Genomic DNA, 23,195 nt, shown 5'->3' on the forward strand with positions numbered 1-23,195 from the left:
CATGAGCGACCCGTTCACCATCGCAACCAAACACTGGCACCGACTGCACGACAGCCGGATCCAGTGCGATGTATGTCCACGCGCATGCAAACTTCACGAGGGACAGCGTGGCCTGTGTTTCGTCCGCGGCCGATTTGACGATCAAGTGAAGCTCACCAGCTACGGACGCTCTAGCGGATTCTGTGTCGATCCGATCGAGAAAAAGCCGCTCAACCACTTCTTGCCAGGTTCGGCGACGCTGTCTTTCGGCACCGCCGGGTGCAACCTGGCGTGCAAGTTCTGCCAGAACTGGGATATCTCCAAGTCCCGCGAGATCGACGTCCTGGCCAGTCGGGCGGCCCCGGCCGACATCGCCCGGACCGCACACGAATTGGGTTGCCGCAGCGTGGCATTCACCTACAACGACCCAACGATCTTCTGGGAGTATGCCGCCGATGTAGCCGACGCCTGCCACGACCAGGGAATCAAAGCCGTCGCGGTGACGGCCGGGTACATGTGTCCTGAGCCCCGCGCGGAATTCTACCGGCGTGTCGACGCCGCCAACGTCGACCTAAAGGCATTCACCGAAGACTTTTATCGCAAGGTTTGCGTCAGTCACCTGCGCAACGTCCTGGACACCCTGGCCTACCTGCGGCACCAGACGAATGTGTGGTTGGAGATCACCACCCTGCTGATTCCCGGACGTAACGACAGCGACGCGGAAGTCGCTGCCGAATGCAGATGGATCCGCGAAAACCTGGGCGTCGACGTGCCGGTGCATTTCACCGCGTTCCATCCCGACTACAAGATGATGGACACCCCGGCTACACCAACCGCCACATTGACCCGAGCCCGCGAGATCGGCATTGGCGAAGGCCTGCGCTTCGTCTACACCGGAAACGTTCACGATGCCGTGGGTGGCAGCACCTCGTGCCCAGGCTGCCGGGCAACGGTGATCGTTCGCGACTGGTATTCGATACGACATTACGCCCTCACCGAGGACGGCCGCTGCCAAGCATGCGGCTATCAGATGCCTGGCGTGTACGACGGACCGGCCGGACACTGGGGCCAGCGCCGGCTGCCCTTGCTGACCAGCTTGTCCCGGATGTGAACAACTTAACAAGCACCCCTATCTTACTCCGGAGTAAGATAGGGTGGTCCGCTATCACCCCGATGACCGAGGCTGCCGTATGACCAACACCACCTCTGCTGCAAATGCTGCAAAACCCTCCGGCGCACGCACCGATAGACGCGGCCGCACGACCGGTGTCGGCCTGGCGCCCCACAAACGGACCGGCATCGACGTCGCACTGGCGCTGCTAACCCCGATTGTCGGCCAGGAGTTCCTGGACAAATACCGCCTGCGCGATCCGCTGAACCGATCACTGCGCTACGGCGTGAAGACGATGTTTGCCACTGCCGGCGCCGCCACCCGTCAGTTCCAGCGGGTGCAAGGCCTGCGGGGCGGACCGACCCGGCTGAAGTCCAGCGGCCGAGACTACTTCGATCTGACGCCCGATGACGACCAGAAGCTGATCATCGAGACCGTCGACGAATTCGCCGAAGAGGTACTGCGACCCGCCGCGCACGACGCCGACGACGCCGCGACCTACCCGTCCGACTTGACCGCCAAGGCCGCCGAGCTGGGCATTACCGCGATCAACATCCCCGAGGACTTCGACGGTATCGCCGAACACCGCTCCAGCGTCACCAACGTGCTGGTGGCTGAGGCACTGGCGTATGGCGACATGGGCCTGGCACTGCCGATCCTGGCGCCTGGCGGGGTGGCGTCCGCGCTCACCCATTGGGGCAGCGCCGATCAGCAGGCCACCTATCTCAAAGAGTTCGCCGGCGAGAACGTTCCGCAGGCCTGCGTGGCCATCACCGAACCGCAGCCACTATTCGATCCCACCCGGCTGAAGACCACCGCGGTGCGCACCCCGTCCGGTTACCGGCTCGACGGCGTGAAGTCGTTGATCCCGGCCGCCGCCGACGCCGAGCTGTTTATTGTCGGCGCGCAGCTGGGCGGCAAGCCCGCACTGTTCATTGTCGAGTCCGCGGCCAGCGGCCTGACCGTCAAGGCGGATCCGAGCATGGGGATTCGCGGCGCGGCGTTGGGCCAGGTCGAACTCTGCGGGGTGTCGGTCCCGCTTAACGCCCGGCTGGGCGAGGACGAAGCCAGCGACAACGACTATTCCGAGGCGCTTGCGCTGGCCCGGTTGGGTTGGGCGGCGCTGGCGGTCGGTACCTCTCACGCCGTGCTCGACTACGTCGTCCCGTATGTGAAACAACGCCAGGCTTTCGGCGAGCCGATCGCTCATCGCCAAGCGGTGGCGTTCATGTGCGCCAACATCGCGATCGAGCTCGACGGCCTGCGCCTGATCACCTGGCGCGGGGCGTCCCGTGCCGAGCAGGGTCTGCCGTTCGCAAGGGAAGCGGCGCTAGCCAAGCGGCTTGGCTCCGACAAGGGCATGCAGATCGGCCTGGACGGGGTGCAACTGCTGGGCGGCCACGGCTACACCAAGGAGCATCCGGTTGAGCGCTGGTACCGCGACCTGCGAGCCATCGGCGTCGCCGAGGGCGTTGTTGTCATCTAGAACGAGCTGAAAGATCAATCATGGCAATAAATCTGGAACTGCCGCGCAAGCTGCAGGCGATCATCGTCAAGACCCATCAGGGCGCTGCGGAGATGATGCGGCCGATAGCCCGCAAGTACGACCTGAAGGAACATGCCTACCCGGTCGAACTCGACACCCTGATCAATTTGTTCGAGGGCGCCGCCGAATCGTTCAACTTTGCCGGAGCCCATTCGCTTCGCGACGAGGACGAAGGCAAGGACGAAAACCACAACGGTGCCAACATGGCCGCCGTGGTACAGACGATGGAGGCCAGCTGGGGCGACGTCGCGATGATGCTGTCGCTGCCCTATCAGGGGCTGGGTAACGCAGCCATCTCCGCGGTAGCCACCGACGAGCAGCTGGAGCGGCTGGGCAAAGTGTGGGCAGCGATGGCCATCACCGAACCGGAATTCGGATCGGACTCGGCGGCAGTGTCGACGACCGCCACCCTCGACGGCGACGAGTACGTGATCAACGGCGAGAAGATCTTTGTCACCGCCGGTTCCCGCGCCACCCACATCGTGGTCTGGGCCACGCTGGACAAATCCTTGGGCCGCCCGGCGATTAAGTCGTTCATCGTGCCCCGTGAGCATCCCGGCGTGACCGTCGAACGACTTGAACACAAACTCGGCATCAAGGGTTCTGATACTGCGGTGATCCGGTTCGACAACGCCCGTATCCCCAAGGGCAACCTACTTGGGAACCCGGAAATCGAGGTCGGCAAGGGCTTTGCCGGGGTGATGGAGACCTTCGACAACACCCGGCCGATTGTGGCCGCCATGGCCGTCGGGATCGGCCGTGCCGCACTGGAGGAAATCCGTAGTGTCCTCACCGGGGCCGGCGTGGAGATCTCCTACGACAAGCCCTCACACACCCAGAGCGCCGCGGCCGCCGAGTTCCTGCGGATGGAGGCCGACTGGGAGGCCAGCTACCTACTGTCCCTGCGCGCAGCCTGGCAGGCCGACAACAACATCCCCAACTCCAAAGAAGCCTCGATGAGCAAGGCCAAGGCGGGCCGGATGGCCAGCGACGTCACCTGCAAAACCGTCGAATTGGCAGGAACTACCGGGTATTCCGAGCAATCACTGCTGGAGAAGTGGGCCCGCGACTCCAAGATCCTGGACATCTTCGAGGGCACCCAGCAGATCCAGCAGCTGGTGGTCGCACGCCGACTGTTGGGCCTGTCGTCGTCCGAGCTCAAATAGCCTCGGCGAGCAGACGTCAAAGCCCCCGAATTTCAGTGAAATCGGGGGCTTTTGCGTCTGCTGGCGCCCGTCTGCACCCCCGCCAGTAGGCTGGTCGGCATGCGCGCGGTACGGGTGACTCGGCTGGAGGGACCAGATGCGGTCGAGGTGGCCGAGGTCGAGGAACCCACGAGCGCCGGTGTGGTCATCGAGGTGCACGCTGCCGGCGTGGCCTTCCCGGACGCACTGCTAACCCGTGGCCGTTACCAGTACCGCCCGGAGCCGCCATTCGTGCTCGGCGCCGAGATCGCCGGAGTGGTTCGATCGGCGCCGGATAACAGCCAAGTGCGTTCCGGAGACAGGGTTGTCGGCCTCACGATGCTCACCGGCGGCATGGCCGAAGTCGCGGTATTGTCGCCCGAGCGCGTGTTCAAGCTGCCGGACAACATGACTTTCGAGGCGGGCGCGGGCGTGCTGTTCAACGACCTGACGGTGTACTTCGCGCTGGCGGTCCGGGGCCGGCTGCAGGCCGGTGAGACGGTGCTGGTGCACGGGGCGGCAGGCGGGATCGGCACATCGACGTTGCGACTAGCGCCGGCGCTCGGGGCGTCTCGCACCGTCGCGGTGGTCAGCACGCAGGAGAAGGCCGAGCTTGCGACAGTGGCCGGGGCGACAGATGTGGTGTTGGCCGAGGGGTTCAAGGACGCGGTACAGGAGCTGACGAACGGCCGTGGTGTCGACATCGTCGTAGACCCGGTCGGCGGCGACCGGTTCACCGATTCGCTGCGCTCGCTTGCTGCGGGAGGACGGCTGTTGGTCATCGGCTTCACTGGCGGCGAGATTCCCACCGTGAAGGTAAACCGCCTTCTGCTCAACAACATTGACGTTGTCGGGGTAGGCTGGGGCGCCTGGTCGCTGACCCACCCCGATGCGCTGGCCCAGCAGTGGTCACAACTCGAGCGGCTGCTACGCTCGGGCAAGCTGCCTCCTCCCGAACCAGTGGTCTACCCACTGGACCAAGCCGCTGCGGCGATTGCATCGCTGGAGAATCGCACCGCCAAGGGGAAGGTCGTACTACGCGTGCGCGACTAACGCCCCTCCCGGGACGCGTCGCCGGCGTGCTCTGGCCAATTTGCCGCTTCCTCACTGGTCGCCGTTGGCGTCGGCTACGTCATGCCGCACAACTCGCAGCTTGCCTGGCGCCAGGCACGCGGCGTATCCGTGGTATTTGCCATACAGTTCCCATGCGGTGACGCGATCATCGGGGTGCACGTCGATCTGATGACCGTCGGAGAACTCAAGATGGAGATCTCCGGTGTCATACCAGACGAAAGCTGTGCAGGTTGCCCCGGCGAAATCGAAGAGCGGACGCTCGTGGTCGGCTGGGTCGTTTGGGTCGATGGCGACCACTTCTGCGGGCGAGGTTTCGATGGCCGGCAGAGTCAGCTGTAGTGGTACCGAGATGACCAGCTCGTTGTAATCGTCGAAGTTCAGCACCAGACCGTCGCGGAACATAATCCGCTGAACCGCACAGCCCTCTAACCACTGCTCGGTCATTTCCTGTTCGGTCATATATTCACTCTGGCCTTGTTGTGCCCATATGTCACGTACACAACCGCCGAAATCTCGTGCGGGATTACACCCTAGGCGTCCGATGGACACCAGTACCATCTGACACCGTGCCCGACTCCAGCACCGCATTGCGGATCCTCGTCTACAGCGACAACGTCCAGACCCGCGAACGGGTGATGCGGGCCCTGGGCAAACGGTTGCACCCGGATCTGCCCGATTTGACCTACGTCGAAGTGGCTACCGGTCCGATGGTGATACGCCAGATGGATCGGGGGGGCATCGACTTGGCCATCCTCGACGGTGAGGCGACACCGACCGGAGGCATGGGAATCGCCAAACAGCTCAAAGACGAACTTGCCAGTTGCCCGCCCATCCTGGTGCTCACCGGCCGTCCGGACGACACCTGGCTGGCCAGCTGGTCGCGGGCCGAGGCCGCAGTGCCGCATCCCGTCGACCCCATCGTGCTGGGCCGCACGGTGCTCTCACTGTTGCGCGCACCCGCCCACTAACCGGACGCGGCCGGCATTCGCGGCGCGAACGTTCAGCCGCCCCGCATTTGAATCTTCGGGTCCTTTCTTACCCGAGGTCGTAATTGGCCCGCTGCCGCTTCCGGCCGCAACGACGGCGCTGTCTCCTCCGCCGCTGAAGTCTCTGAAGCCTGCTGACCTTGCGCGGTGCGTAGTGTCGATTCCGGAATTCCAGAACCCGCGGATTGGCCTACCCGCGTTGTCGACAGCGGAGCGGCCTTGGCCGCAACTTTCGGATCCACAGTTGGCAGCACCCCCATTGCTGGAACTTCAAGTTCTGGAACTTCCACAACGGCTTCCGGTGGCGCGGAAGCCGCCGGCTCTGGCGCTCGAGCTGACTCGGTGGCAGTTCCCGGGGCAGAGTTAGTGCCGCCACGTGCCATCTGACCCAGAGCGGCGAGCGCGAGCGGGGCACCGATGAAGCCGGGGCTCACAACGCCGGCATGGGCACTGGTAGCGCTCGACGCGACGACGTCTCCGGCGCCAACATCGCCACCGCCGAAATTCCCTTGGCCTACACTGCCATGGGCCGGATCACCGGCCGCTAACCCGGCGCTAGCCACGCCGCCTCCGACGTAGCCGACGCCCCCGCCGCTAGCGGTTGCACCTCCGGTGCCGACGCTCTCACCGCCGCCGGTGCCGACGCTCTCGCCGCCAGTAGCGCCGGTGCCGACGCTCTCACCGCCAGTAGCGCCGGTGGCGCCGGCACCCAAACCCGGAAATCGCTGCAGCAAACTCGCCCACGGCACCACTTGCGCGGCAATCGCCGATGCCCCGGAGTAGTACCCCGACATGGCGGCCACATCCGCGGCCCACATCTCCTCGTACACACCCTCGGCGGCAGCAATCAACGGCGCGTTCTGCCCGAACAAATTCGTCATCACCAGCTGCACGAATGCGTCGCGGTTGGCGGCCACCGCCGCCGGAAGCACCGTCGCCGCCTGCGCCGCCTCGAAGATGCTGGCCACTGCGCGCGCCTGTCCCGCCGCCCCGGCCGACTGAGCCGCTGCCGCGGTCAACCACCCCGCGTAGGGAGCCGCCGCTGCCGCCATCGCCAAGGCTGCCGGACCCTGCCACGCCTGACCCGCCAGCCCGGCCGTGACCGACGCAAATGATTGCGCCGCGGTCCCCAACTCTTCGGCAAGCCCGTCCCAGGCTGCCGCCGCCGCCAGCATCGGCGCAGTGCCTGCACCGATGAACATTCGCAAGGAATTGATCTCCGGCGGCAGCACGACGAAACTCACAGCTCCCGTCCTTCCGCTTCGCTGCTCGATGCCACGCCGACCTCAATACGGCCAACGATTAACCGGCAAATGCCGAGATTAACAACAAATGCTGCGCTTATCAGGGGGTTAGACCAACATTCATACAATTCGCCGGGACGCGCAATCCCCAGTTTTGCTTCGCAGCGACCGACGCCGGACCCAGCCACGGGTTCTGCTTCGACTCGCACAGGTATGCACCAGCCTGACCCCGGGAATGTGGGGTGGCCGTTGCGCGACTATGTTGAAGGTCACTGTGACGGCCCGAAGCCCCGGTTCGTCACGGCAGCCCGGTCACCGCCCGGCCGCCGCGCTGGCGGCCCCGTACGACGGATCATGGAGCGAGTTGAACGTCTACATACCCATCCTGGTACTGGCGGCGCTGGCCGCCGCCTTCGCCGTGGTGTCGGTGGTGATCGCGAGCCTGGTCGGCCCGTCGCGGTTCAACCGGTCAAAGCAGGCCGCCTACGAATGCGGGATCGAGCCCGCTAGCACTGGAGCCAGAACCTCCATTGGCCCCGGCGCGGCGAGCGGGCAGCGGTTCCCCATCAAGTACTACCTGACCGCGATGTTGTTCATCGTCTTCGACATCGAAATTGTGTTCCTCTACCCGTGGGCGGTCAGCTACGACTCGCTGGGCACGTTCGCGCTGGTCGAGATGGCGATATTCATGCTCACGGTGTTCGTGGCCTACGCGTATGTGTGGCGCCGCGGGGGCCTGACGTGGGATTGAGGTAGGGCGTGGGACTGGAAGAACAGCTGCCCGGCGGGATCCTGCTGTCGACCGTCGAGAAGGTGGCGGGCTATGTCCGCAAAAACTCCCTGTGGCCGGCAACATTCGGATTGGCGTGCTGTGCGATCGAGATGATGGCGACCGCGGGACCAAGGTTTGACATTGCGCGGTTCGGGATGGAACGGTTCTCGGCCACGCCGCGGCAGGCAGATCTGATGATCGTGGCGGGCCGGGTCAGCCAGAAGATGGCGCCGGTACTGCGCCAGATCTATGACCAGATGGCGGAGCCGAAATGGGTTCTGGCCATGGGTGTGTGCGCCTCGTCAGGTGGGATGTTCAACAACTATGCGATCGTGCAGGGCGTGGATCATGTTGTTCCGGTCGACATCTACCTACCCGGCTGCCCGCCGCGCCCGGAGATGCTGCTGCACGCAATCCTGAAGCTGCACGAAAAGATTCAGCAGATGCCATTAGGTATCAACCGGGAACGCGCTATCGCCGAGGCCGAAGAGGCGGCGTTGTTGGCCCGGCCCACCATCGAGATGCGCGGACTGCTGCGATGAGCCCGCCGAACCAAGACGCCCAGGAAGGCCGCCCGGACTCCCCCACCGCGGAGGTGGTCGACGTTCGCCGCGGCATGTTCGGCGTCTCGGGCACCGGTGACACCTCCGGTTACGGACGGTTGGTGCGCCAAGTCGTCCTCCCTGGCAGCAGCCCCCGGCCCTACGGCGGCTACTTCGACGATATCGTCGACCGGCTGGCCGAGGCACTGCGGCACGAGCGCGTCGAATTCGAGGACGCCGTCGAGAAAGTCGTGGTCTACCGCGATGAACTGACCCTGCACGTCCGCCGGGATCTACTGCCGCGGGTCGCCCAGCGGCTGCGCGACGAACCCGAATTGCGATTCGAGCTGTGTCTTGGGGTGAGCGGGGTGCACTACCCGCACGAGACGGGTCGGGAGCTGCATGCCGTCTACCCGCTGCAGTCGATCACCCACAACCGTCGCCTCCGGTTGGAAGTGTCTGCGCCGGACAGTGATCCGCACATCCCTTCCCTGTTCGCGATCTATCCGACCAACGACTGGCACGAGCGGGAAACCTACGACTTCTTCGGGATCATCTTCGACGGCCATCCGGCCCTGACCCGGATCGAGATGCCCGATGACTGGCAGGGGCATCCGCAACGCAAGGACTACCCTCTCGGCGGCATCCCGGTCGAATACAAGGGCGCGCAGATACCCCCGCCCGACGAGCGGAGGGGCTACAACTGATGACGGCAATCGCCGACTCGGCTGGCGGCGCCGGCGAGACCGTCCTGGTCGCTGGCGGGCAGGACTGGCAGCAGGTCGTGGACGCCGCGCGCAGCGCGGATCCCGGTGAACGCATCGTCGTCAACATGGGGCCCCAGCACCCGTCTACCCACGGGGTGTTGCGGTTAATCCTGGAGATCGAGGGCGAAACAGTCGTCGAAGCCCGGTGCGGAATCGGCTACCTGCACACCGGAATCGAGAAGAACCTCGAATACCGGTACTGGACCCAGGGCGTCACCTTCGTGACCCGAATGGATTACCTGTCACCGTTTTTCAACGAAACCGCCTACTGCCTCGGCGTGGAGAAGCTGCTCGGCATCACCGATGAGATACCCGAGCGGGTCAACGTCATCCGCGTGCTGATGATGGAGCTCAACCGGATCTCGTCGCATTTGGTCGCATTGGCGACCGGGGGCATGGAATTGGGCGCCATGACTCCGATGTTCGTCGGCTTCCGGGCACGCGAGATCGTGCTCACGCTGTTCGAAAAGATCACCGGTTTGCGGATGAACAGCGCCTACATCCGACCCGGCGGCGTGGCGCAGGACTTACCGCCCAACGCGGCCACCGAAATCGCGGAAGCACTCAAGCAGTTGCGCCAACCACTGCGCGAAATGGGCGAGCTGCTCAACGAAAACGCCATCTGGAAGGCCCGCACCCAGGGCGTCGGATACCTGGATCTGACCGGATGCATGGCACTGGGCATCACCGGCCCGATACTGCGTTCCACTGGGTTGCCCCACGACCTGCGGAAAAGCGAGCCCTACTGCGGATACCAGCACTATGAATTCGATGTGATCACCGACGACAGCTGTGATGCCTACGGGCGCTACATGATTCGCGTCAAAGAGATGTGGGAGTCGATGAAGATCGTGGAGCAGTGTCTGGACAAGTTACGACCCGGCCCGACCATGATCTCCGATCGCAAGCTCGCCTGGCCGGCCGACCTGCAGGTGGGGCCCGACGGCCTGGGCAACTCACCCAAGCACATCGCCAAAATCATGGGCTCCTCGATGGAAGCGCTGATCCACCACTTCAAACTGGTCACCGAGGGCATCCGGGTGCCGGCGGGCCAGGTCTACGTCGCGGTGGAGTCCCCCCGTGGTGAGCTCGGCGTACACATGGTCAGCGACGGTGGCACCCGCCCCTACCGGGTGCACTACCGGGATCCCTCCTTCACCAACCTGCAGTCCGTCGCCGCGATGTGCGAAGGCGGGATGGTCGCCGATTTGATCGCGGCGGTCGCCAGCATTGACCCGGTCATGGGCGGGGTGGACCGGTGACACAGCCACCCGGTCAGCCGGTGTTCATCCGGCTCGGACCGCCACCGGACGAACCCAACCAGTTTGTCGTCGAGGGCGCTCCGCGGTCGTATCCGCCGGACGTACTGGCGCGGCTGGAGGTCGACGCCAAGGAGATCATCGGCCGCTATCCCGACAGGCGCTCGGCGCTGTTGCCGTTGCTGCACCTGGTGCAGGGCGAGGATTCCTACCTGACGCCGGCGGGTTTGCGGTTCTGCGCCGATCAACTCGGGCTGACCGGGGCCGAGGTGTCGGCGGTGGCCAGCTTCTACACCATGTACCGCCGGCGCCCCACCGGCGAGTACCTGGTGGGTGTGTGCACGAACACGCTGTGCGCCGTCATGGGCGGCGACGCCATCTTCGACCGCCTCAAAGAGCATCTCGGCGTCGGCCACGACGAAACCACCTCCGACGGTGTGGTCACCTTGCAACACATCGAATGCAACGCCGCCTGCGATTACGCACCGGTGGTGATGGTCAACTGGGAATTCTTCGACAACCAGACGCCGGAGTCCGCGCGCGAACTCGTCGACTCGCTGCGCTCCGACACACCGAAGGCGCCCACCCGCGGCGCGCCGCTGTGCGGCTTCCGGCAAACATCGCGCATCCTGGCGGGTCTACCCGACCAGCGTCCCGACGAAGGCCAGGGCGGTCCCGGCGCGCCCACCCTGGCCGGGCTGCAGGTGGCAAGGAAGAACGACATGCAGGCGCCACCAACCCCCGGAGCGGACGAATGACCACGCAGGCCACCCCGTTGACCCCGGTGATCAGCCGCCACTGGGACGACCCGGAGTCGTGGACCCTGGCCACTTATCAACGCCACGATCGCTATCGGGGCTATCAGGCGTTGCAGAAAGCCCTGACGATGCCGCCCGACGACGTGATCAGCATCGTCAAGGATTCCGGGTTACGCGGACGCGGCGGCGCGGGCTTTGCCACCGGGACCAAGTGGTCGTTCATCCCGCAGGGCGACACCGGCGCCGCGGCCAAGCCGCACTACCTGGTGGTCAACGCCGACGAGTCCGAACCCGGTACGTGCAAAGACATTCCGTTGATGCTGGCGACGCCACATGTGCTCATCGAAGGCGTCATCATCGCCGCCTACGCGATCCGCGCCCATCACGCGTTCGTCTACGTACGCGGTGAGGTGGTGCCGGTATTGCGCCGGCTGCACAACGCGGTGGCCGAGGCCTATGCCGCCGGCTTCCTAGGCCGCAACATCGGAGGTTCCGGATTCGATCTGGAGCTGGTGGTACACGCCGGCGCGGGCGCCTACATCTGCGGCGAGGAGACCGCCCTGCTCGACTCGCTGGAAGGCCGGCGCGGCCAGCCGCGGCTGCGGCCCCCCTTCCCCGCGGTGGCCGGTCTGTATGGCTGCCCGACCGTGATCAACAACGTCGAAACGATCGCCAGTGTCCCATCGATCATCCTGGGCGGCATCGACTGGTTCCGGTCGATGGGCAGCGAGAAATCGCCTGGCTTCACCCTGTATTCGCTGTCCGGCCACGTCACCCGCCCCGGCCAGTACGAGGCGCCGCTGGGCATTACGCTGCGCGAGTTGCTCGACTACGCAGGCGGGGTGCGCGCCGGGCACCGGCTGAAGTTCTGGACACCGGGCGGCTCGTCGACCCCGCTGCTCACCGACGAGCATCTGGATGTGCCGCTGGACTACGAGGGTGTGGGTGCGGCCGGCTCGATGCTGGGGACCAAGGCGCTGGAGATCTTCGACGAGACCACCTGCGTGGTGCGCGCGGTGCGCCGCTGGACCGAGTTCTACAAGCACGAATCGTGTGGGAAATGCACGCCGTGCCGGGAGGGCACCTTCTGGCTGGATAAGATCTACGAGCGGCTGGAAACCGGCCGGGGTAGCCATGAAGACATTGACAAACTGTTGGACATTTCCGATTCCATCTTGGGAAAGTCGTTCTGCGCGTTGGGCGACGGTGCCGCGAGTCCGGTGATGTCGTCGATCAAGCACTTCCGCGACGAGTACCTGGCCCACGTCGAAGGAGGCGGTTGCCCATTCGACCCCCGAGACTCCATGCTCGTCGCGAACGGAGTGGACGCGTGACCCAGGCGGCCGACACTGACATCCGGGTAGGCCAACCGGAGATGGTGACACTGACCATCGACGGCGTCGAAATCAGCGTCCCCAAGGGCACGTTGGTGATTCGCGCCGCCGAACTGATGGGAATCCAGATCCCGCGATTCTGCGACCACCCGCTGCTGGAGCCCGTCGGCGCCTGCCGGCAATGCCTGGTCGAGGTCGAAGGGCAACGCAAGCCGCTGGCGTCGTGCACCACCGTGGCCACCGACGACATGGTGGTGCGCACCCAACTCACCTCCGAGATTGCCGACAAGGCCCAGCACGGTGTGATGGAACTGCTGCTGATCAACCATCCGCTGGATTGCCCGATGTGCGACAAGGGCGGTGAATGCCCGCTGCAAAACCAGGCAATGTCTAACGGCCGCACGGATTCTCGCTTCACCGAGGCCAAACGTACCTTCGCCAAACCGATCAACATCTCCGCGCAGGTGCTGCTGGACCGCGAACGTTGCATCCTGTGCGCCCGCTGCACCCGGTTCTCCGACCAGATCGCCGGCGATCCGTTCATCGATATGCAGGAGCGCGGCGCCCTGCAGCAGGTCGGTATCTACGCCGATGAACCGTTCGAGTCGTACTTCTCCGGCAACACGGTGCAGATCTGCCCGGTGGGGGCGCTAACGGGGACCGCCTACCGGTTCCGCGCGCGTCCGTTCGATTTGGTCTCCAGCCCCAGCGTCTGCGAGCACTGCGCGTCGGGCTGCGCGCAACGCACCGACCATCGCCGCGGCAAGGTGCTGCGGCGGCTGGCCGGTGACGACCCGGAAGTCAACGAGGAGTGGAACTGCGACAAGGGCCGGTGGGCCTTCACGTACGCGACCCAGCCGGACGTGATCACCACTCCCCTGATCCGCGACGGTGGGGACCCCAAGGGCGCGCTGGTGCCCACCTCGTGGTCGCACGCAATGGCGGTGGCCGCCCAGGGACTGGCGGCAGCGCGGGGCCGCACCGGGGTGCTGGTCGGCGGCCGAGTGACCTGGGAGGACGCCTACGCGTACGCCAAGTTCGCGCGGATCACGTTGGGCACCAACGACATCGACTTCCGCGCCCGGCCGCACTCGGCCGAGGAGGCCGACTTCCTGGCGGCCCGCATCGCCGGGCGGCATATGGCGGTCAGCTATGCCGATTTGGAATCGGCTCCGGTGGTGCTGCTGGTGGGATTCGAGCCCGAAGACGAGTCGCCGATCGTGTTTCTGCGGTTACGCAAGGCCGCTCGCAGACACCGCGTCCCGGTGTACACGATCGCCCCCTTTGCCACTGGTGGCCTGCACAAAATGTCGGGCCGGCTGATCAAAACCGTTCCTGGTGGCGAACCCGCGGCGCTGGACGATCTGGCCACCGGTGCAGTGGGCGACCTGCTGGCCACCCCGGGCGCGGTCATCATAGTCGGGGAGCGCTTGGCCACGGTACCGGGCGGATTGTCGGCGGCCGCTCGGCTGGCCGATACGACCGGCGCCCGTTTGGCGTGGGTGCCGCGGCGGGCGGGGGAACGCGGAGCGCTGGAAGCCGGAGCGTTGCCCACGCTGTTACCCGGTGGCCGCCCGCTGGCCGACGAGGTCGCCCGCGCGCAGGTGTGTGCGGCGTGGCATATCGCCGAATTGCCTGCCGCGGCTGGACGGGACGCCGACGGCATCCTGGCCGCCGCTGCCGACGAGACGTTGGCTGCGCTGCTGGTCGGGGGTATCGAACCCGCGGACTTCGCCGACCCGGACGCCGTGCTGGCCGCGTTGGACGCCACCGGTTTCGTGGTCAGCCTGGAGCTGCGACACAGTACGGTCACCGAACGCGCCGACGTGGTGTTCCCGGTCGCGCCGACGACCCAGAAAGCCGGCGCGTTCGTCAACTGGGAGGGTCGCTACCGTACATTCGAACCCGCGCTGCGCGGCAGCACACTGCAAGCTGGCCAGTCGGATCACCGGGTGCTGGACGCGTTGGCCGACGACATGGGTGTCCATCTGGGCGTGCCCACCGTGGAGGCGGCCCGCGAGGAGCTGGCCGCGCTCGGTATCTGGGACGGCAAACACGCTGCCGGTCCCCACATCGCGGCCACCGGGCCGACCCAACCCGAAGCTGGTGAGGCGATCTTGACCGGGTGGCGGATGCTCCTCGACGAGGGCCGCCTGCAGGACGGCGAACCATATCTGGCCGGTACCGCGCGCACACCCGTGGTACGGCTGTCGCCGGATACGGCAGCCGAGATCGGCGCCGCCGATGGCGAGGCGGTCACGGTCAGCACGTCACGCGGCTCAATCACCTTGCCGTGCAGTGTCACCGACATGCCCGACCGCGTCGTGTGGCTTCCGCTGAACTCGGCGGGCTCGACGGTGCACCGACAGCTGAGGGTGACAATCGGCAGCATCGTGAAAATCGGAGCGGGCTCATGAGCGTCTCCCCTTGCCGCGAGCGCGCGTGTTCCCCCGCAAGCGGGAGGTGCCCCCAGTACGCCGACACACCGATTTTGATGTACCAGTGCGGACCCTCGCGCAAGGAGTGGCGGCCATGACCACGTTCGGCCACGACACCTGGTGGCTGGTGGCGGCCAAAGCGATCGCGGTATTCGTGTTCCTCATGCTGACGGTGCTGGTGGCGATCCTGGCCGAACGCAAGCTGCTGGGCCGGATGCAGTTGCGGCCCGGCCCCAACCGGGTTGGCCCAAAAGGAGCCCTGCAGAGCCTGGCTGACGGCATCAAGCTGGCGCTCAAAGAGAGCATCACACCCGGTGGCATCGATCGATTCGTATATTTTGTGGCGCCGATCATTTCGGTGATTCCGGCATTCACCGCTTTCGCGTTCATCCCGTTTGGTCCCGAGGTGTCGGTGTTTGGCCACCGGACACCGTTGCAGATAACCGACCTTCCCGTCGCCGTGCTGTTCATCCTGGGACTGTCGGCGATCGGGGTATACGGCATCGTGCTGGGCGGTTGGGCGTCCGGGTCCACCTACCCGCTGCTGGGCGGGGTGCGCTCCACCGCGCAGGTCATCTCCTACGAGGTCGCGATGGGCCTGTCGTTCGCGACGGTGTTCCTTATGGCCGGCACCATGTCGACGTCGCAGATCGTGGCCGCACAAGACGGTGTCTGGTATGCCTTCCTGTTGTTGCCGTCATTCGTCATCTATCTCATTTCTATGGTGGGTGAAACCAACCGGGCGCCGTTCGATTTGCCCGAAGCCGAGGGCGAGCTGGTCGCGGGATTCCACACCGAGTACTCGTCGTTGAAGTTCGCGATGTTCATGCTCGCCGAGTACGTCAATATGACTACGGTTTCGGCACTGGCCGCGACCCTATTCTTCGGTGGCTGGCATGCTCCCTGGCCGCTGAACATGTGGGCGAGCGCCAACACCGGCTGGTGGCCACTGATCTGGTTCACCGCTAAAGTGTGGGGCTTTCTGTTCATCTATTTCTGGCTGCGGGCTACGCTGCCGCGGCTGCGCTACGACCAGTTCATGGCGCTGGGCTGGAAGTTATTGATCCCCGTCTCGCTGGTGTGGGTGATGGTCGCCGCGATCATCCGCTCACTACGCAACCAGGGCTACCAGTACTGGACCCCGACTCTGGTGTTTAGCAGCATTGTCGTTGCCGCTGCCATGGTGCTGTTGTTGCGAAAGCCGTTGAGCGCTCCCGGCGCTCGCGCATCGGCACGGCAACGCGGGGACGAAGGCACCAGCCCTGAACCGGCATTTCCGACACCACCGCTGCTAGCCGGTGCAACCAAGGAGAATGCAGGTGGCTAACACTGATCGTCCGGCTCTCCCCCACAAGCGGGCGGTACCCCCATCTCGGGCTGACTCCGGCCCGCGTCGTCGCCGGACTAAGTTACTGGACGCCGTAGCCGGATTCGGGGTAACGCTTGGTTCGATGTTCAAAAAGACGGTCACCGAGGAGTATCCGGAAAGGCCCGGTCCGGTAGCAGCGCGCTACCACGGCCGTCATCAGCTCAACCGGTATCCGGACGGCCTGGAGAAATGCATCGGCTGCGAGTTGTGCGCCTGGGCCTGCCCGGCCGACGCAATCTATGTCGAGGGCGCGGACAATACCGAAGAGGAGCGGTTTTCGCCGGGCGAACGCTACGGCCGGGTGTACCAGATTAACTATTTGCGTTGCATCGGTTGCGGTTTGTGCATCGAGGCGTGCCCGACGCGGGCGCTGACGATGACCTATGATTACGAACTGGCCGACGACAACCGCGCCGACCTGATCTACGAGAAGGACCGGCTGCTGGCCCCGCTGCTGCCCGAGATGGCCGCGCCGCCGCATCCGCGGACGCCCGGTGCCACCGATAAGGACTACTACCTAGGCAATGTGACCGCCGAGGGCTTGCGGGGCGTGCGTGAGAGCCAGACCACCGGAGATTCCCGATGACCGCGGTGCTGGCTTCAGATGTCATCGTCCGCACCTCCACCGGGGAAGCGGTGATGTTCTGGGTGCTCAGTGCGTTGGCGCTGCTGGGCGCGGTCGGGGTTGTGCTGGCCGTCAACGCCGTGTACTCAGCGATGTTTCTGGCGATGACCATGATCATCCTGGCGGTGTTCTACATGGCCCAGGACGCGCTGTTTTTGGGTGTCGTCCAGGTGGTTGTCTACACCGGCGCGGTGATGATGCTGTTCCTGTTCGTGCTGATGCTGATCGGTGTGGACTCCGCGGAATCACTGAAGGAGACGCTGCGCGGGCAGCGGGTCGCCGCGGTGCTGACCGGTGTCGGGTTCGGCGTTCTCCTGATCAGCACCATCGGCCAGGTGGCGACCCGAGGTTTTGCCGGACTAACCGTCGCCAACGCCAACGGCAACGTCGAAGGCTTGGCCGCGCTGATTTTTTCCCGTTACCTGTGGGCGTTCGAGTTGACCAGTGCGCTGTTGATTACCGCCGCCGTCGGGGCGATGGTGCTAGCGCACCGGGAGCGTTTCGAGCGCCGCAAGACCCAGCGCGAACTCTCCCAGGAACGCTTCCGTCCCGGCGGGCACCCCACCCCGCTGCCCAACCCGGGTGTCTACGCGCGCCACAACGCGGTCGACGTTGCCGCCCTGCTCCCCGACGGTTCCTATTCCGAATTGTCGGTCCCCCGGATGCTGCGCACCCGCGGGGCCGACGGCCTGCAAACACCCTCGCCCGGAGCCGTCTCCGGCTCTTTAGAAGGCGGTGCATCATGAATCCGGCCAACTACCTTTATCTTTCGGTGCTGCTATTCACCATCGGAGCCTCCGGTGTGCTGCTGCGACGCAACGCGATCGTGATGTTCATGTGCGTCGAGCTCATGCTCAATGCCGTTAACCTGGCGTTCGTCACCTTCGCGCGCATGCATGGCCATCTCGACGCCCAGATGATCGCGTTCTTCACCATGGTGGTGGCCGCCTGCGAAGTGGTCGTCGGCCTGGCCATCATCATGACGATTTTCCGTACCCGCAAATCGGCGTCGGTCGACGACGCGAATCTACTCAAAGGCTGACGACGCCACCGTGACAACTTCCTTGGGGACTCACTACACCTGGCTGCTGGTGGCACTGCCACTGGCGGGTGCCGCAATCTTGCTGTTCGGCGGCAGACGCACCGATGCGTGGGGCCACCTGCTGGGCTGTGCCGCAGCGCTGGCGGCATTCGGGGTGGGCGCGATGCTGCTGGCCGACATGCTCGGTCGCGATGGGCTCGAGCGCGCGATCCATCAGCAGGTGTTCACCTGGATACCCGCCGGCGGACTCCAAGTCGACTTCGGGCTGCAGATCGATCAGTTGTCCATGTGCTTCGTGCTGCTGATCTCCGGGGTCGGATCGCTGATTCACATCTATTCGGTCGGCTACATGGCCGAGGACCCGGACCGGCGCAGGTTTTTCGGCTATCTCAACCTGTTTCTGGCCTCGATGCTGCTGCTGGTGGTCGCCGACAACTATGTGTTGCTGTACGTCGGCTGGGAGGGTGTGGGCCTGGCGTCGTATCTGTTGATCGGTTTCTGGTACCACAAGCCGTCGGCGGCCACCGCGGCCAAAAAGGCATTCGTGATGAACCGGGTTGGGGACGCCGGCCTAGCGGTGGGTATGTTCTTGACGTTTAGCACTTTCGGCACCCTGTCGTATGCCGGCGTGTTCGCCGGCGTACCCGCCGCAAGTCGCGCAGTGCTGACCGCGATCGGGTTGTTGATGCTGTTGGGGGCGTGCGCCAAGTCCGCGCAGGTTCCGCTGCAAGCCTGGCTTGGCGACGCGATGGAGGGCCCCACCCCGGTGTCCGCGCTGATCCACGCCGCCACCATGGTGACCGCCGGAGTGTATTTGATTGTGCGGTCGGGCCCGCTGTACAACCTGGCGCCCACCGCCCAACTGGCGGTCGTCATCGTCGGCGCGGTGACGCTGCTGTTTGGGGCGATCATCGGCTGCGCCAAGGACGACATCAAACGTGCGCTGGCAGCCTCGACCATTAGCCAGATCGGCTACATGGTGCTGGCCGCGGGCCTGGGTCCGGCCGGCTACGCGTTTGCGATCATGCATCTGCTCACTCACGGTTTCTTCAAGGCCGGCCTATTCCTTGGGTCCGGCGCGGTGATTCACGCGATGCACGAAGAGCAGGACATGCGCCGTTACGGTGGTCTGCGCGCCGCCCTGCCGGTCACGTTCGCAACCTTCGGCCTGGCGTATCTGGCGATTATCGGGGTACCGCCGTTCGCGGGCTTCTTCTCCAAGGATGCGATCATCGAGGCCGCATTGGGCGCCGGCGGCATCCGGGGCTCGCTGCTGGGCGGTGCCGCGCTGCTGGGTGCGGGCGTCACCGCGTTCTACATGACGCGAGTGATGCTGATGACCTTCTTCGGCGAAAAGCGTTGGACGCCAGGCGCCCATCCGCACGAGGCACCGGCCGTGATGACCTGGCCGATGATCTTGCTCGCCGTCGGCTCGGTGTTCTCCGGTGGCCTGCTCGCGGTGGGTGGCACGTTGCGGCATTGGCTGCAGCCAGTTGTCGGATCTCATGAAGAGGCCACCCATGCGCTGCCGACCTGGGTCGCCACCACCCTGGCGCTCGGTGTGGTCGCCGTCGGTATCGCGGTGGCCTACCGGATGTACGGCACCGCGCCGATCCCGAGGGTTGCCCCGGTTCGGGTGTCGGCGCTGACCGCGGCCGCACGTGCGGACCTGTACGGCGATGCCTTCAACGAGGAGGTGTTCATGCGCCCTGGTGCGCAATTGACCAACGCGGTGGTCGCGGTGGACGACGCGGGTGTGGACGGCTCGGTTAACGCGCTGGCGACGCTCGTGAGCCAGACTTCGAATCGCCTGCGGCAAATGCAAACCGGCTTCGCCCGTAACTACGCGTTATCGATGCTGGTAGGAGCGGTGTTAGTGGCGGCGGCGCTGCTGGTGGTGCAGCTGTGGTGAATAACGTGCCGTGGCTGAGCGTGCTCTGGCTGGTGCCGCTGGCAGGTGCGGTGCTGATCATCCTGCTACCACCCGGTCGGCGCCGACTCGCCAAGTGGGCCGGTATGGTTGTCAGCGTCCTGACGTTGGCGGTGTCGATCGTCGTCGCGGCCGAATTCAAGCCCAGCGCCGAGCCGTATCAGTTCGTCGAAAAGCATTCCTGGATACCGGCGTTCGGCGCCGGCTATACCCTTGGTGTGGACGGCATCGCAGTGGTGCTGGTGTTGTTGACCACAGTGCTGATTCCGTTGCTGCTGGTGGCCGGCTGGAACGACGCAACCGATGCTGACGACCTGTCCCCCGCAAGCGGGAGGTACCCCCAGCGCCCGGCTCCGCCGCGCTTGCGATCGTCAGGTGGCGAACGCACCCGAGGCGTGCACGCCTACGTGGCATTGACGCTGGCCATCGAGTCGATGGTGCTGATGTCGGTGATCGCGCTGGACGTGCTGCTGTTCTACGTGTTCTTCGAGGCCATGCTGATCCCGATGTACTTCCTCATCGGCGGCTTCGGCCAGGGGGCCGGACGCTCGCGTGCCGCGGTGAAGTTCTTGCTGTACAACCTGTTTGGCGGGTTGATCATGCTGGCGGCGGTGATCGGGCTGTATGTGGTGACCGCACAGTACGATTCGGGCACCTTCGACTTCCGTGAGATCGTGGCCGGCGTGGCGGCGGGCCGCTACGGAGCGGACCCGGCGGTGTTCAAGGCGCTGTTCTTGGGCTTCATGTTCGCGTTCGCGATCAAGGCTCCGCTGTGGCCGTTCCATCGCTGGCTGCCGGACGCCGCCGTCGAGTCCACCCCAGCGACCGCGGTGCTGATGATGGCGGTGATGGACAAGGTCGGCACCTTCGGCATGCTGCGCTACTGCCTGCAGCTGTTTCCTGACCCGTCAACGTATTTCCGTCCGCTGATCGTGACGCTGGCCATCATCGGGGTGATCTACGGCGCGATCGTGGCGATCGGCCAAACCGACATGATGCGGCTGATCGCCTACACCTCGATCTCGCACTTCGGGTTCATCATCGCAGGCATCTTCGTCATGACCACCCAGGGCCAGAGCGGGTCGACGCTGTACATGCTCAACCACGGCCTGTCCACGGCGGCGGTGTTCCTGATCGCCGGTTTCTTGATAGCGCGGCGCGGCAGCCGATCGATCGCCGACTACGGCGGTGTCCAGAAGGTGGCGCCCATCCTGGCCGGCACGTTCATGGTCTCGGCCATGGCCACCGTATCGCTGCCCGGCCTAGCCCCGTTTATCAGCGAATTCCTGGTTCTGCTGGGCACTTTCAGCCGCTACTGGCTGGCGGCGGCGTTCGGCGTTACCGCACTGGTCCTCTCGGCCGTTTACATGCTGTGGCTCTACCAGCGGGTGATGACCGGTCCGGTAGCCGAAGGCAACGAACGCATAGGGGATCTGGTGGGCCGCGAGATGATCGTGGTGGCACCGTTGATCGCGCTGTTACTCGTGCTTGGGGTCTACCCCAAACCTGTGCTCGACATCATCAATCCGGCGGTCGAGAACACCATGACCACCATCGGCCAGCATGATCCCGCGCCCAGCGTGGCACACCCGGTTCCGGCCGTGGGCGCCTCCCGGACAGCCGAAGGACCGCACCCATGATCCTGCCCGCCCCGCACGTCGAGTACTTCCTGCTCGCTCCGATGCTCATCGTCTTTTCGGTTGCGGTCGCCGGTGTGCTGGCCGAGGCTTTCCTGCCGCGCCGGTGGCGCTATGGCGCCCAAGTGACGCTCGCCCTTGGCGGGTCGGCAGTGGCACTCATCGCGGTCATCGTGGTGGCCAGGTCGATTCACGGGTCGGGTCACGCCGCGGTGCTGGGGGCCATAGCCGTGGATCGAGCGACCCTGTTTCTGCAAGGCACCGTACTACTGGTCACGATCATGGCAGTCGTCTTCATGGCCGAACGCAGCGCCCGGGTGAGTCCGCAACGCCAGAACACCCTCGCTGTGGCGCGGCTCCCTGGACTCGATTCGTTTACCCCGCAGGCTTCCGCCGTGCCCGGCAGCGATGCTGAGCGCCAAGCGGAACGGGCGGGAGCCACCCAGACGGAACTTTTCCCGCTGGCGATGCTGTCCGTCGGCGGCATGATGGTGTTTCCCGCGTCCAACGACCTGTTGACGATGTTCGTTGCGCTGGAGGTGCTATCGCTGCCGCTGTACCTGATGTGTGGGCTGGCCCGGAATCGCCGCCTGCTGTCGCAGGAAGCCGCGATGAAGTACTTCCTGCTGGGCGCCTTCTCGTCGGCGTTCTTCCTCTACGGCGTCGCGTTGCTATACGGCGCGACCGGCACGCTGACCTTGCCGGGTATTCGGGATGCGTTGGCAGCGCGCACCGACGACTCAATGGCGTTGGCCGGCGTCGCGCTGCTCGCGGTCGGCCTACTATTCAAGGTCGGCGCGGTGCCATTCCACTCCTGGATTCCCGATGTGTACCAGGGCGCACCCACCCCGATCACCGGGTTCATGGCGGCCGCCACCAAGGTCGCGGCGTTCGGTGCGCTGCTCCGGGTGGTCTATGTCGCGCTGCCGCCGCTGCACGATCAGTGGCGCCCGGTGCTGTGGGCGATTGCCATCCTCACCATGACGGTGGGCACCGTCACCGCGGTAAACCAGACCAACGTCAAGCGTATGCTGGCCTATTCATCGGTCGCGCACGTCGGTTTCATACTTACCGGCGTGATCGCCGATAATCCGGCGGGTCTTTCCGCGACGTTGTTCTATCTGGTCGCCTACAGCTTCAGCACGATGGGTGCGTTTGCCATCGTGGGTCTGGTCCGAGGCGCCGACGGCTCAGCAGGTTCAGAGGATGCCGACCTGTCCCACTGGGCCGGGCTGGGACAGCGTTCACCTATCGTGGGCGTGATGCTGTCGATGTTTCTGCTGGCCTTCGCCGGCATCCCGTTGACCAGTGGATTCGTCAGCAAGTTCGCGGTGTTTAGGGCCGCCGCTTCCGCCGGCGCGGTGCCGCTGGTAATCGTCGGCGTGATCTCCAGCGGCGTCGCCGCCTACTTCTACGTGCGGGTGATCGTGAGCATGTTCTTCACCGAAGAATCCGGTGACACACCACACGTGGCGGCACCCGGCGTGCTGAGCAAGGCCGCCATTGCGGTATGCACGGTAGTCACCGTGGTGCTGGGGATCGCCCCGCAGCCGGTGCTCGACCTGGCCGACCAGGCCGCCCAGTTGCTGCGCTGAATC

Annotated in this window: 21 protein-coding genes; 19 read left to right on the plus strand and 2 right to left on the minus strand. The window is 65.1% G+C overall.

Going from position 1 to position 23,195, the window contains the following annotated elements; translation table 11 throughout:
• Position 1 precedes the first annotated feature (1 nt).
• From pflA to fadB4, 4 genes are all read left to right on the plus strand, one after another.
• The gene (gene pflA / locus Rv3138) at positions 2–1,090 is read left to right on the plus strand and encodes a pyruvate formate lyase activating protein PflA (protein NP_217654.1); all 1,089 of its coding nucleotides are present in this window, start codon (positions 2–4) and stop codon (positions 1,088–1,090) included.
• Positions 1,091–1,169: 79 nt separating this feature from the next.
• Positions 1,170–2,576 (plus strand): acyl-CoA dehydrogenase, encoded by a 1,407-nt coding sequence (fadE24, locus tag Rv3139; protein NP_217655.1) that lies wholly within the window; start codon positions 1,170–1,172, stop codon positions 2,574–2,576.
• A 20-nt stretch (positions 2,577–2,596) separates the two neighbouring features.
• Positions 2,597–3,802, plus strand: a complete 1,206-nt coding sequence (gene fadE23, locus Rv3140; RefSeq protein ID NP_217656.1) for an acyl-CoA dehydrogenase FadE23 — start codon at positions 2,597–2,599, stop codon at positions 3,800–3,802.
• A 99-nt stretch (positions 3,803–3,901) separates the two neighbouring features.
• A complete protein-coding gene (fadB4, locus tag Rv3141) occupies positions 3,902–4,873 on the plus strand; it encodes an NADPH quinone oxidoreductase FadB (protein NP_217657.1) in 972 nt (323 codons plus the stop codon).
• 51 nt (positions 4,874–4,924) lie between these two features.
• Here the strand turns inward: fadB4 and Rv3142c are convergent, their stop codons facing one another.
• Positions 4,925–5,353, minus strand: a complete 429-nt coding sequence (locus tag Rv3142c; protein NP_217658.1) for a hypothetical protein — start codon at positions 5,351–5,353, stop codon at positions 4,925–4,927.
• Between the two features lie 107 nt (positions 5,354–5,460).
• On the opposite strand from Rv3142c, the gene Rv3143 reads away from it, so the two are divergent.
• Positions 5,461–5,862, plus strand: coding sequence for a response regulator (locus Rv3143; RefSeq protein NP_217659.1), 402 nt, complete (start codon positions 5,461–5,463; stop codon positions 5,860–5,862).
• A 32-nt stretch (positions 5,863–5,894) separates the two neighbouring features.
• Here the strand turns inward: Rv3143 and PPE52 are convergent, their stop codons facing one another.
• Complete coding sequence (gene PPE52, locus Rv3144c; protein YP_177936.2) at positions 5,895–7,124, minus strand: PPE family protein PPE52; 1,230 nt, start codon at positions 7,122–7,124, stop codon at positions 5,895–5,897.
• 364 nt (positions 7,125–7,488) lie between these two features.
• On the opposite strand from PPE52, the gene nuoA reads away from it, so the two are divergent.
• The 14 genes from nuoA to nuoN all read left to right on the plus strand — a co-directional run bounded on the left by nuoA (position 7,489) and on the right by nuoN (position 23,192).
• Complete coding sequence (nuoA, locus tag Rv3145; RefSeq protein ID NP_217661.1) at positions 7,489–7,875, plus strand: NADH-quinone oxidoreductase subunit A; 387 nt, start codon at positions 7,489–7,491, stop codon at positions 7,873–7,875.
• 8 nt (positions 7,876–7,883) lie between these two features.
• Positions 7,884–8,438 carry an NADH-quinone oxidoreductase subunit B gene (nuoB, locus tag Rv3146; RefSeq protein ID NP_217662.1) on the plus strand — a complete coding sequence of 185 codons (555 nt, stop codon included), beginning with the start codon at positions 7,884–7,886 and terminating at the stop codon, positions 8,436–8,438.
• Complete coding sequence (gene nuoC / locus Rv3147; protein ID NP_217663.1) at positions 8,435–9,145, plus strand: NADH-quinone oxidoreductase subunit C; 711 nt, start codon at positions 8,435–8,437, stop codon at positions 9,143–9,145. The genes nuoB and nuoC overlap by 4 nt, the downstream gene beginning before the upstream one ends.
• Entirely contained in the window at positions 9,145–10,467 is a 1,323-nt protein-coding gene (gene nuoD / locus Rv3148) for an NADH-quinone oxidoreductase subunit D (RefSeq protein NP_217664.1), read from the plus strand. Before nuoC ends, nuoD begins: the two co-directional genes overlap by 1 nt.
• Positions 10,464–11,222: an NADH-quinone oxidoreductase subunit E gene (nuoE, locus tag Rv3149; RefSeq protein ID NP_217665.1), complete on the plus strand. Its 759-nt coding sequence runs from the start codon at positions 10,464–10,466 to the stop codon at positions 11,220–11,222. Before nuoD ends, nuoE begins: the two co-directional genes overlap by 4 nt.
• The gene (nuoF, locus tag Rv3150; protein ID NP_217666.1) at positions 11,219–12,556 is read left to right on the plus strand and encodes an NADH-quinone oxidoreductase subunit F; all 1,338 of its coding nucleotides are present in this window, start codon (positions 11,219–11,221) and stop codon (positions 12,554–12,556) included. The genes nuoE and nuoF overlap by 4 nt, the downstream gene beginning before the upstream one ends.
• Positions 12,553–14,973, plus strand: coding sequence for an NADH-quinone oxidoreductase subunit G (nuoG, locus tag Rv3151; protein ID NP_217667.1), 2,421 nt, complete (start codon positions 12,553–12,555; stop codon positions 14,971–14,973). Before nuoF ends, nuoG begins: the two co-directional genes overlap by 4 nt.
• 115 nt (positions 14,974–15,088) lie before the next feature.
• Positions 15,089–16,321, plus strand: coding sequence for an NADH-quinone oxidoreductase subunit H (gene nuoH, locus Rv3152; RefSeq protein ID NP_217668.1), 1,233 nt, complete (start codon positions 15,089–15,091; stop codon positions 16,319–16,321).
• Entirely contained in the window at positions 16,314–16,949 is a 636-nt protein-coding gene (gene nuoI / locus Rv3153) for an NADH-quinone oxidoreductase subunit I (RefSeq protein NP_217669.1), read from the plus strand. The genes nuoH and nuoI overlap by 8 nt, the downstream gene beginning before the upstream one ends.
• Complete coding sequence (gene nuoJ / locus Rv3154; protein ID NP_217670.1) at positions 16,946–17,734, plus strand: NADH-quinone oxidoreductase subunit J; 789 nt, start codon at positions 16,946–16,948, stop codon at positions 17,732–17,734. Before nuoI ends, nuoJ begins: the two co-directional genes overlap by 4 nt.
• A complete protein-coding gene (gene nuoK / locus Rv3155) occupies positions 17,731–18,030 on the plus strand; it encodes an NADH-quinone oxidoreductase subunit K (protein ID NP_217671.1) in 300 nt (99 codons plus the stop codon). Before nuoJ ends, nuoK begins: the two co-directional genes overlap by 4 nt.
• A gap of 10 nt (positions 18,031–18,040) precedes the next feature.
• A complete protein-coding gene (gene nuoL / locus Rv3156) occupies positions 18,041–19,942 on the plus strand; it encodes an NADH-quinone oxidoreductase subunit L (protein NP_217672.1) in 1,902 nt (633 codons plus the stop codon).
• Positions 19,939–21,600, plus strand: a complete 1,662-nt coding sequence (gene nuoM / locus Rv3157; protein ID NP_217673.1) for an NADH-quinone oxidoreductase subunit M — start codon at positions 19,939–19,941, stop codon at positions 21,598–21,600. The genes nuoL and nuoM overlap by 4 nt, the downstream gene beginning before the upstream one ends.
• Positions 21,597–23,192: an NADH-quinone oxidoreductase subunit N gene (gene nuoN, locus Rv3158; protein ID NP_217674.1), complete on the plus strand. Its 1,596-nt coding sequence runs from the start codon at positions 21,597–21,599 to the stop codon at positions 23,190–23,192. Before nuoM ends, nuoN begins: the two co-directional genes overlap by 4 nt.
• The last annotated feature ends 3 nt before the right edge of the window (positions 23,193–23,195 follow it).

The organism is Mycobacterium tuberculosis H37Rv, from assembly GCF_000195955.2.
Classification (GTDB): Bacteria; Actinomycetota; Actinomycetes; order Mycobacteriales; family Mycobacteriaceae; genus Mycobacterium; species Mycobacterium tuberculosis.

Bases quoted from the DNA above. Each gene is read 5' to 3' on its own strand.
- fadE23 (NP_217656.1), top strand. From the start codon at position 2,597: ATGGCAATAAATCTGGAACTGCCGCGCAAGCTGCAGGCGATCATCGTC.
- nuoN (NP_217674.1), top strand. From the start codon at position 21,597: ATGATCCTGCCCGCCCCGCACGTCGAGTACTTCCTGCTCGCTCCGATG.
- fadE24 (NP_217655.1), top strand. From the start codon at position 1,170: ATGACCAACACCACCTCTGCTGCAAATGCTGCAAAACCCTCCGGCGCA.
- nuoC (NP_217663.1), top strand. From the start codon at position 8,435: ATGAGCCCGCCGAACCAAGACGCCCAGGAAGGCCGCCCGGACTCCCCC.
- nuoH (NP_217668.1), top strand. From the start codon at position 15,089: ATGACCACGTTCGGCCACGACACCTGGTGGCTGGTGGCGGCCAAAGCG.
- nuoF (NP_217666.1), top strand. From the start codon at position 11,219: ATGACCACGCAGGCCACCCCGTTGACCCCGGTGATCAGCCGCCACTGG.
- nuoJ (NP_217670.1), top strand. From the start codon at position 16,946: ATGACCGCGGTGCTGGCTTCAGATGTCATCGTCCGCACCTCCACCGGG.
- pflA (NP_217654.1), top strand. From the start codon at position 2: ATGAGCGACCCGTTCACCATCGCAACCAAACACTGGCACCGACTGCAC.
- nuoK (NP_217671.1), top strand. From the start codon at position 17,731: ATGAATCCGGCCAACTACCTTTATCTTTCGGTGCTGCTATTCACCATC.
- fadB4 (NP_217657.1), top strand. From the start codon at position 3,902: ATGCGCGCGGTACGGGTGACTCGGCTGGAGGGACCAGATGCGGTCGAG.
- nuoD (NP_217664.1), top strand. From the start codon at position 9,145: ATGACGGCAATCGCCGACTCGGCTGGCGGCGCCGGCGAGACCGTCCTG.
- Rv3142c (NP_217658.1), bottom strand. From the start codon at position 5,353: ATGACCGAACAGGAAATGACCGAGCAGTGGTTAGAGGGCTGTGCGGTT.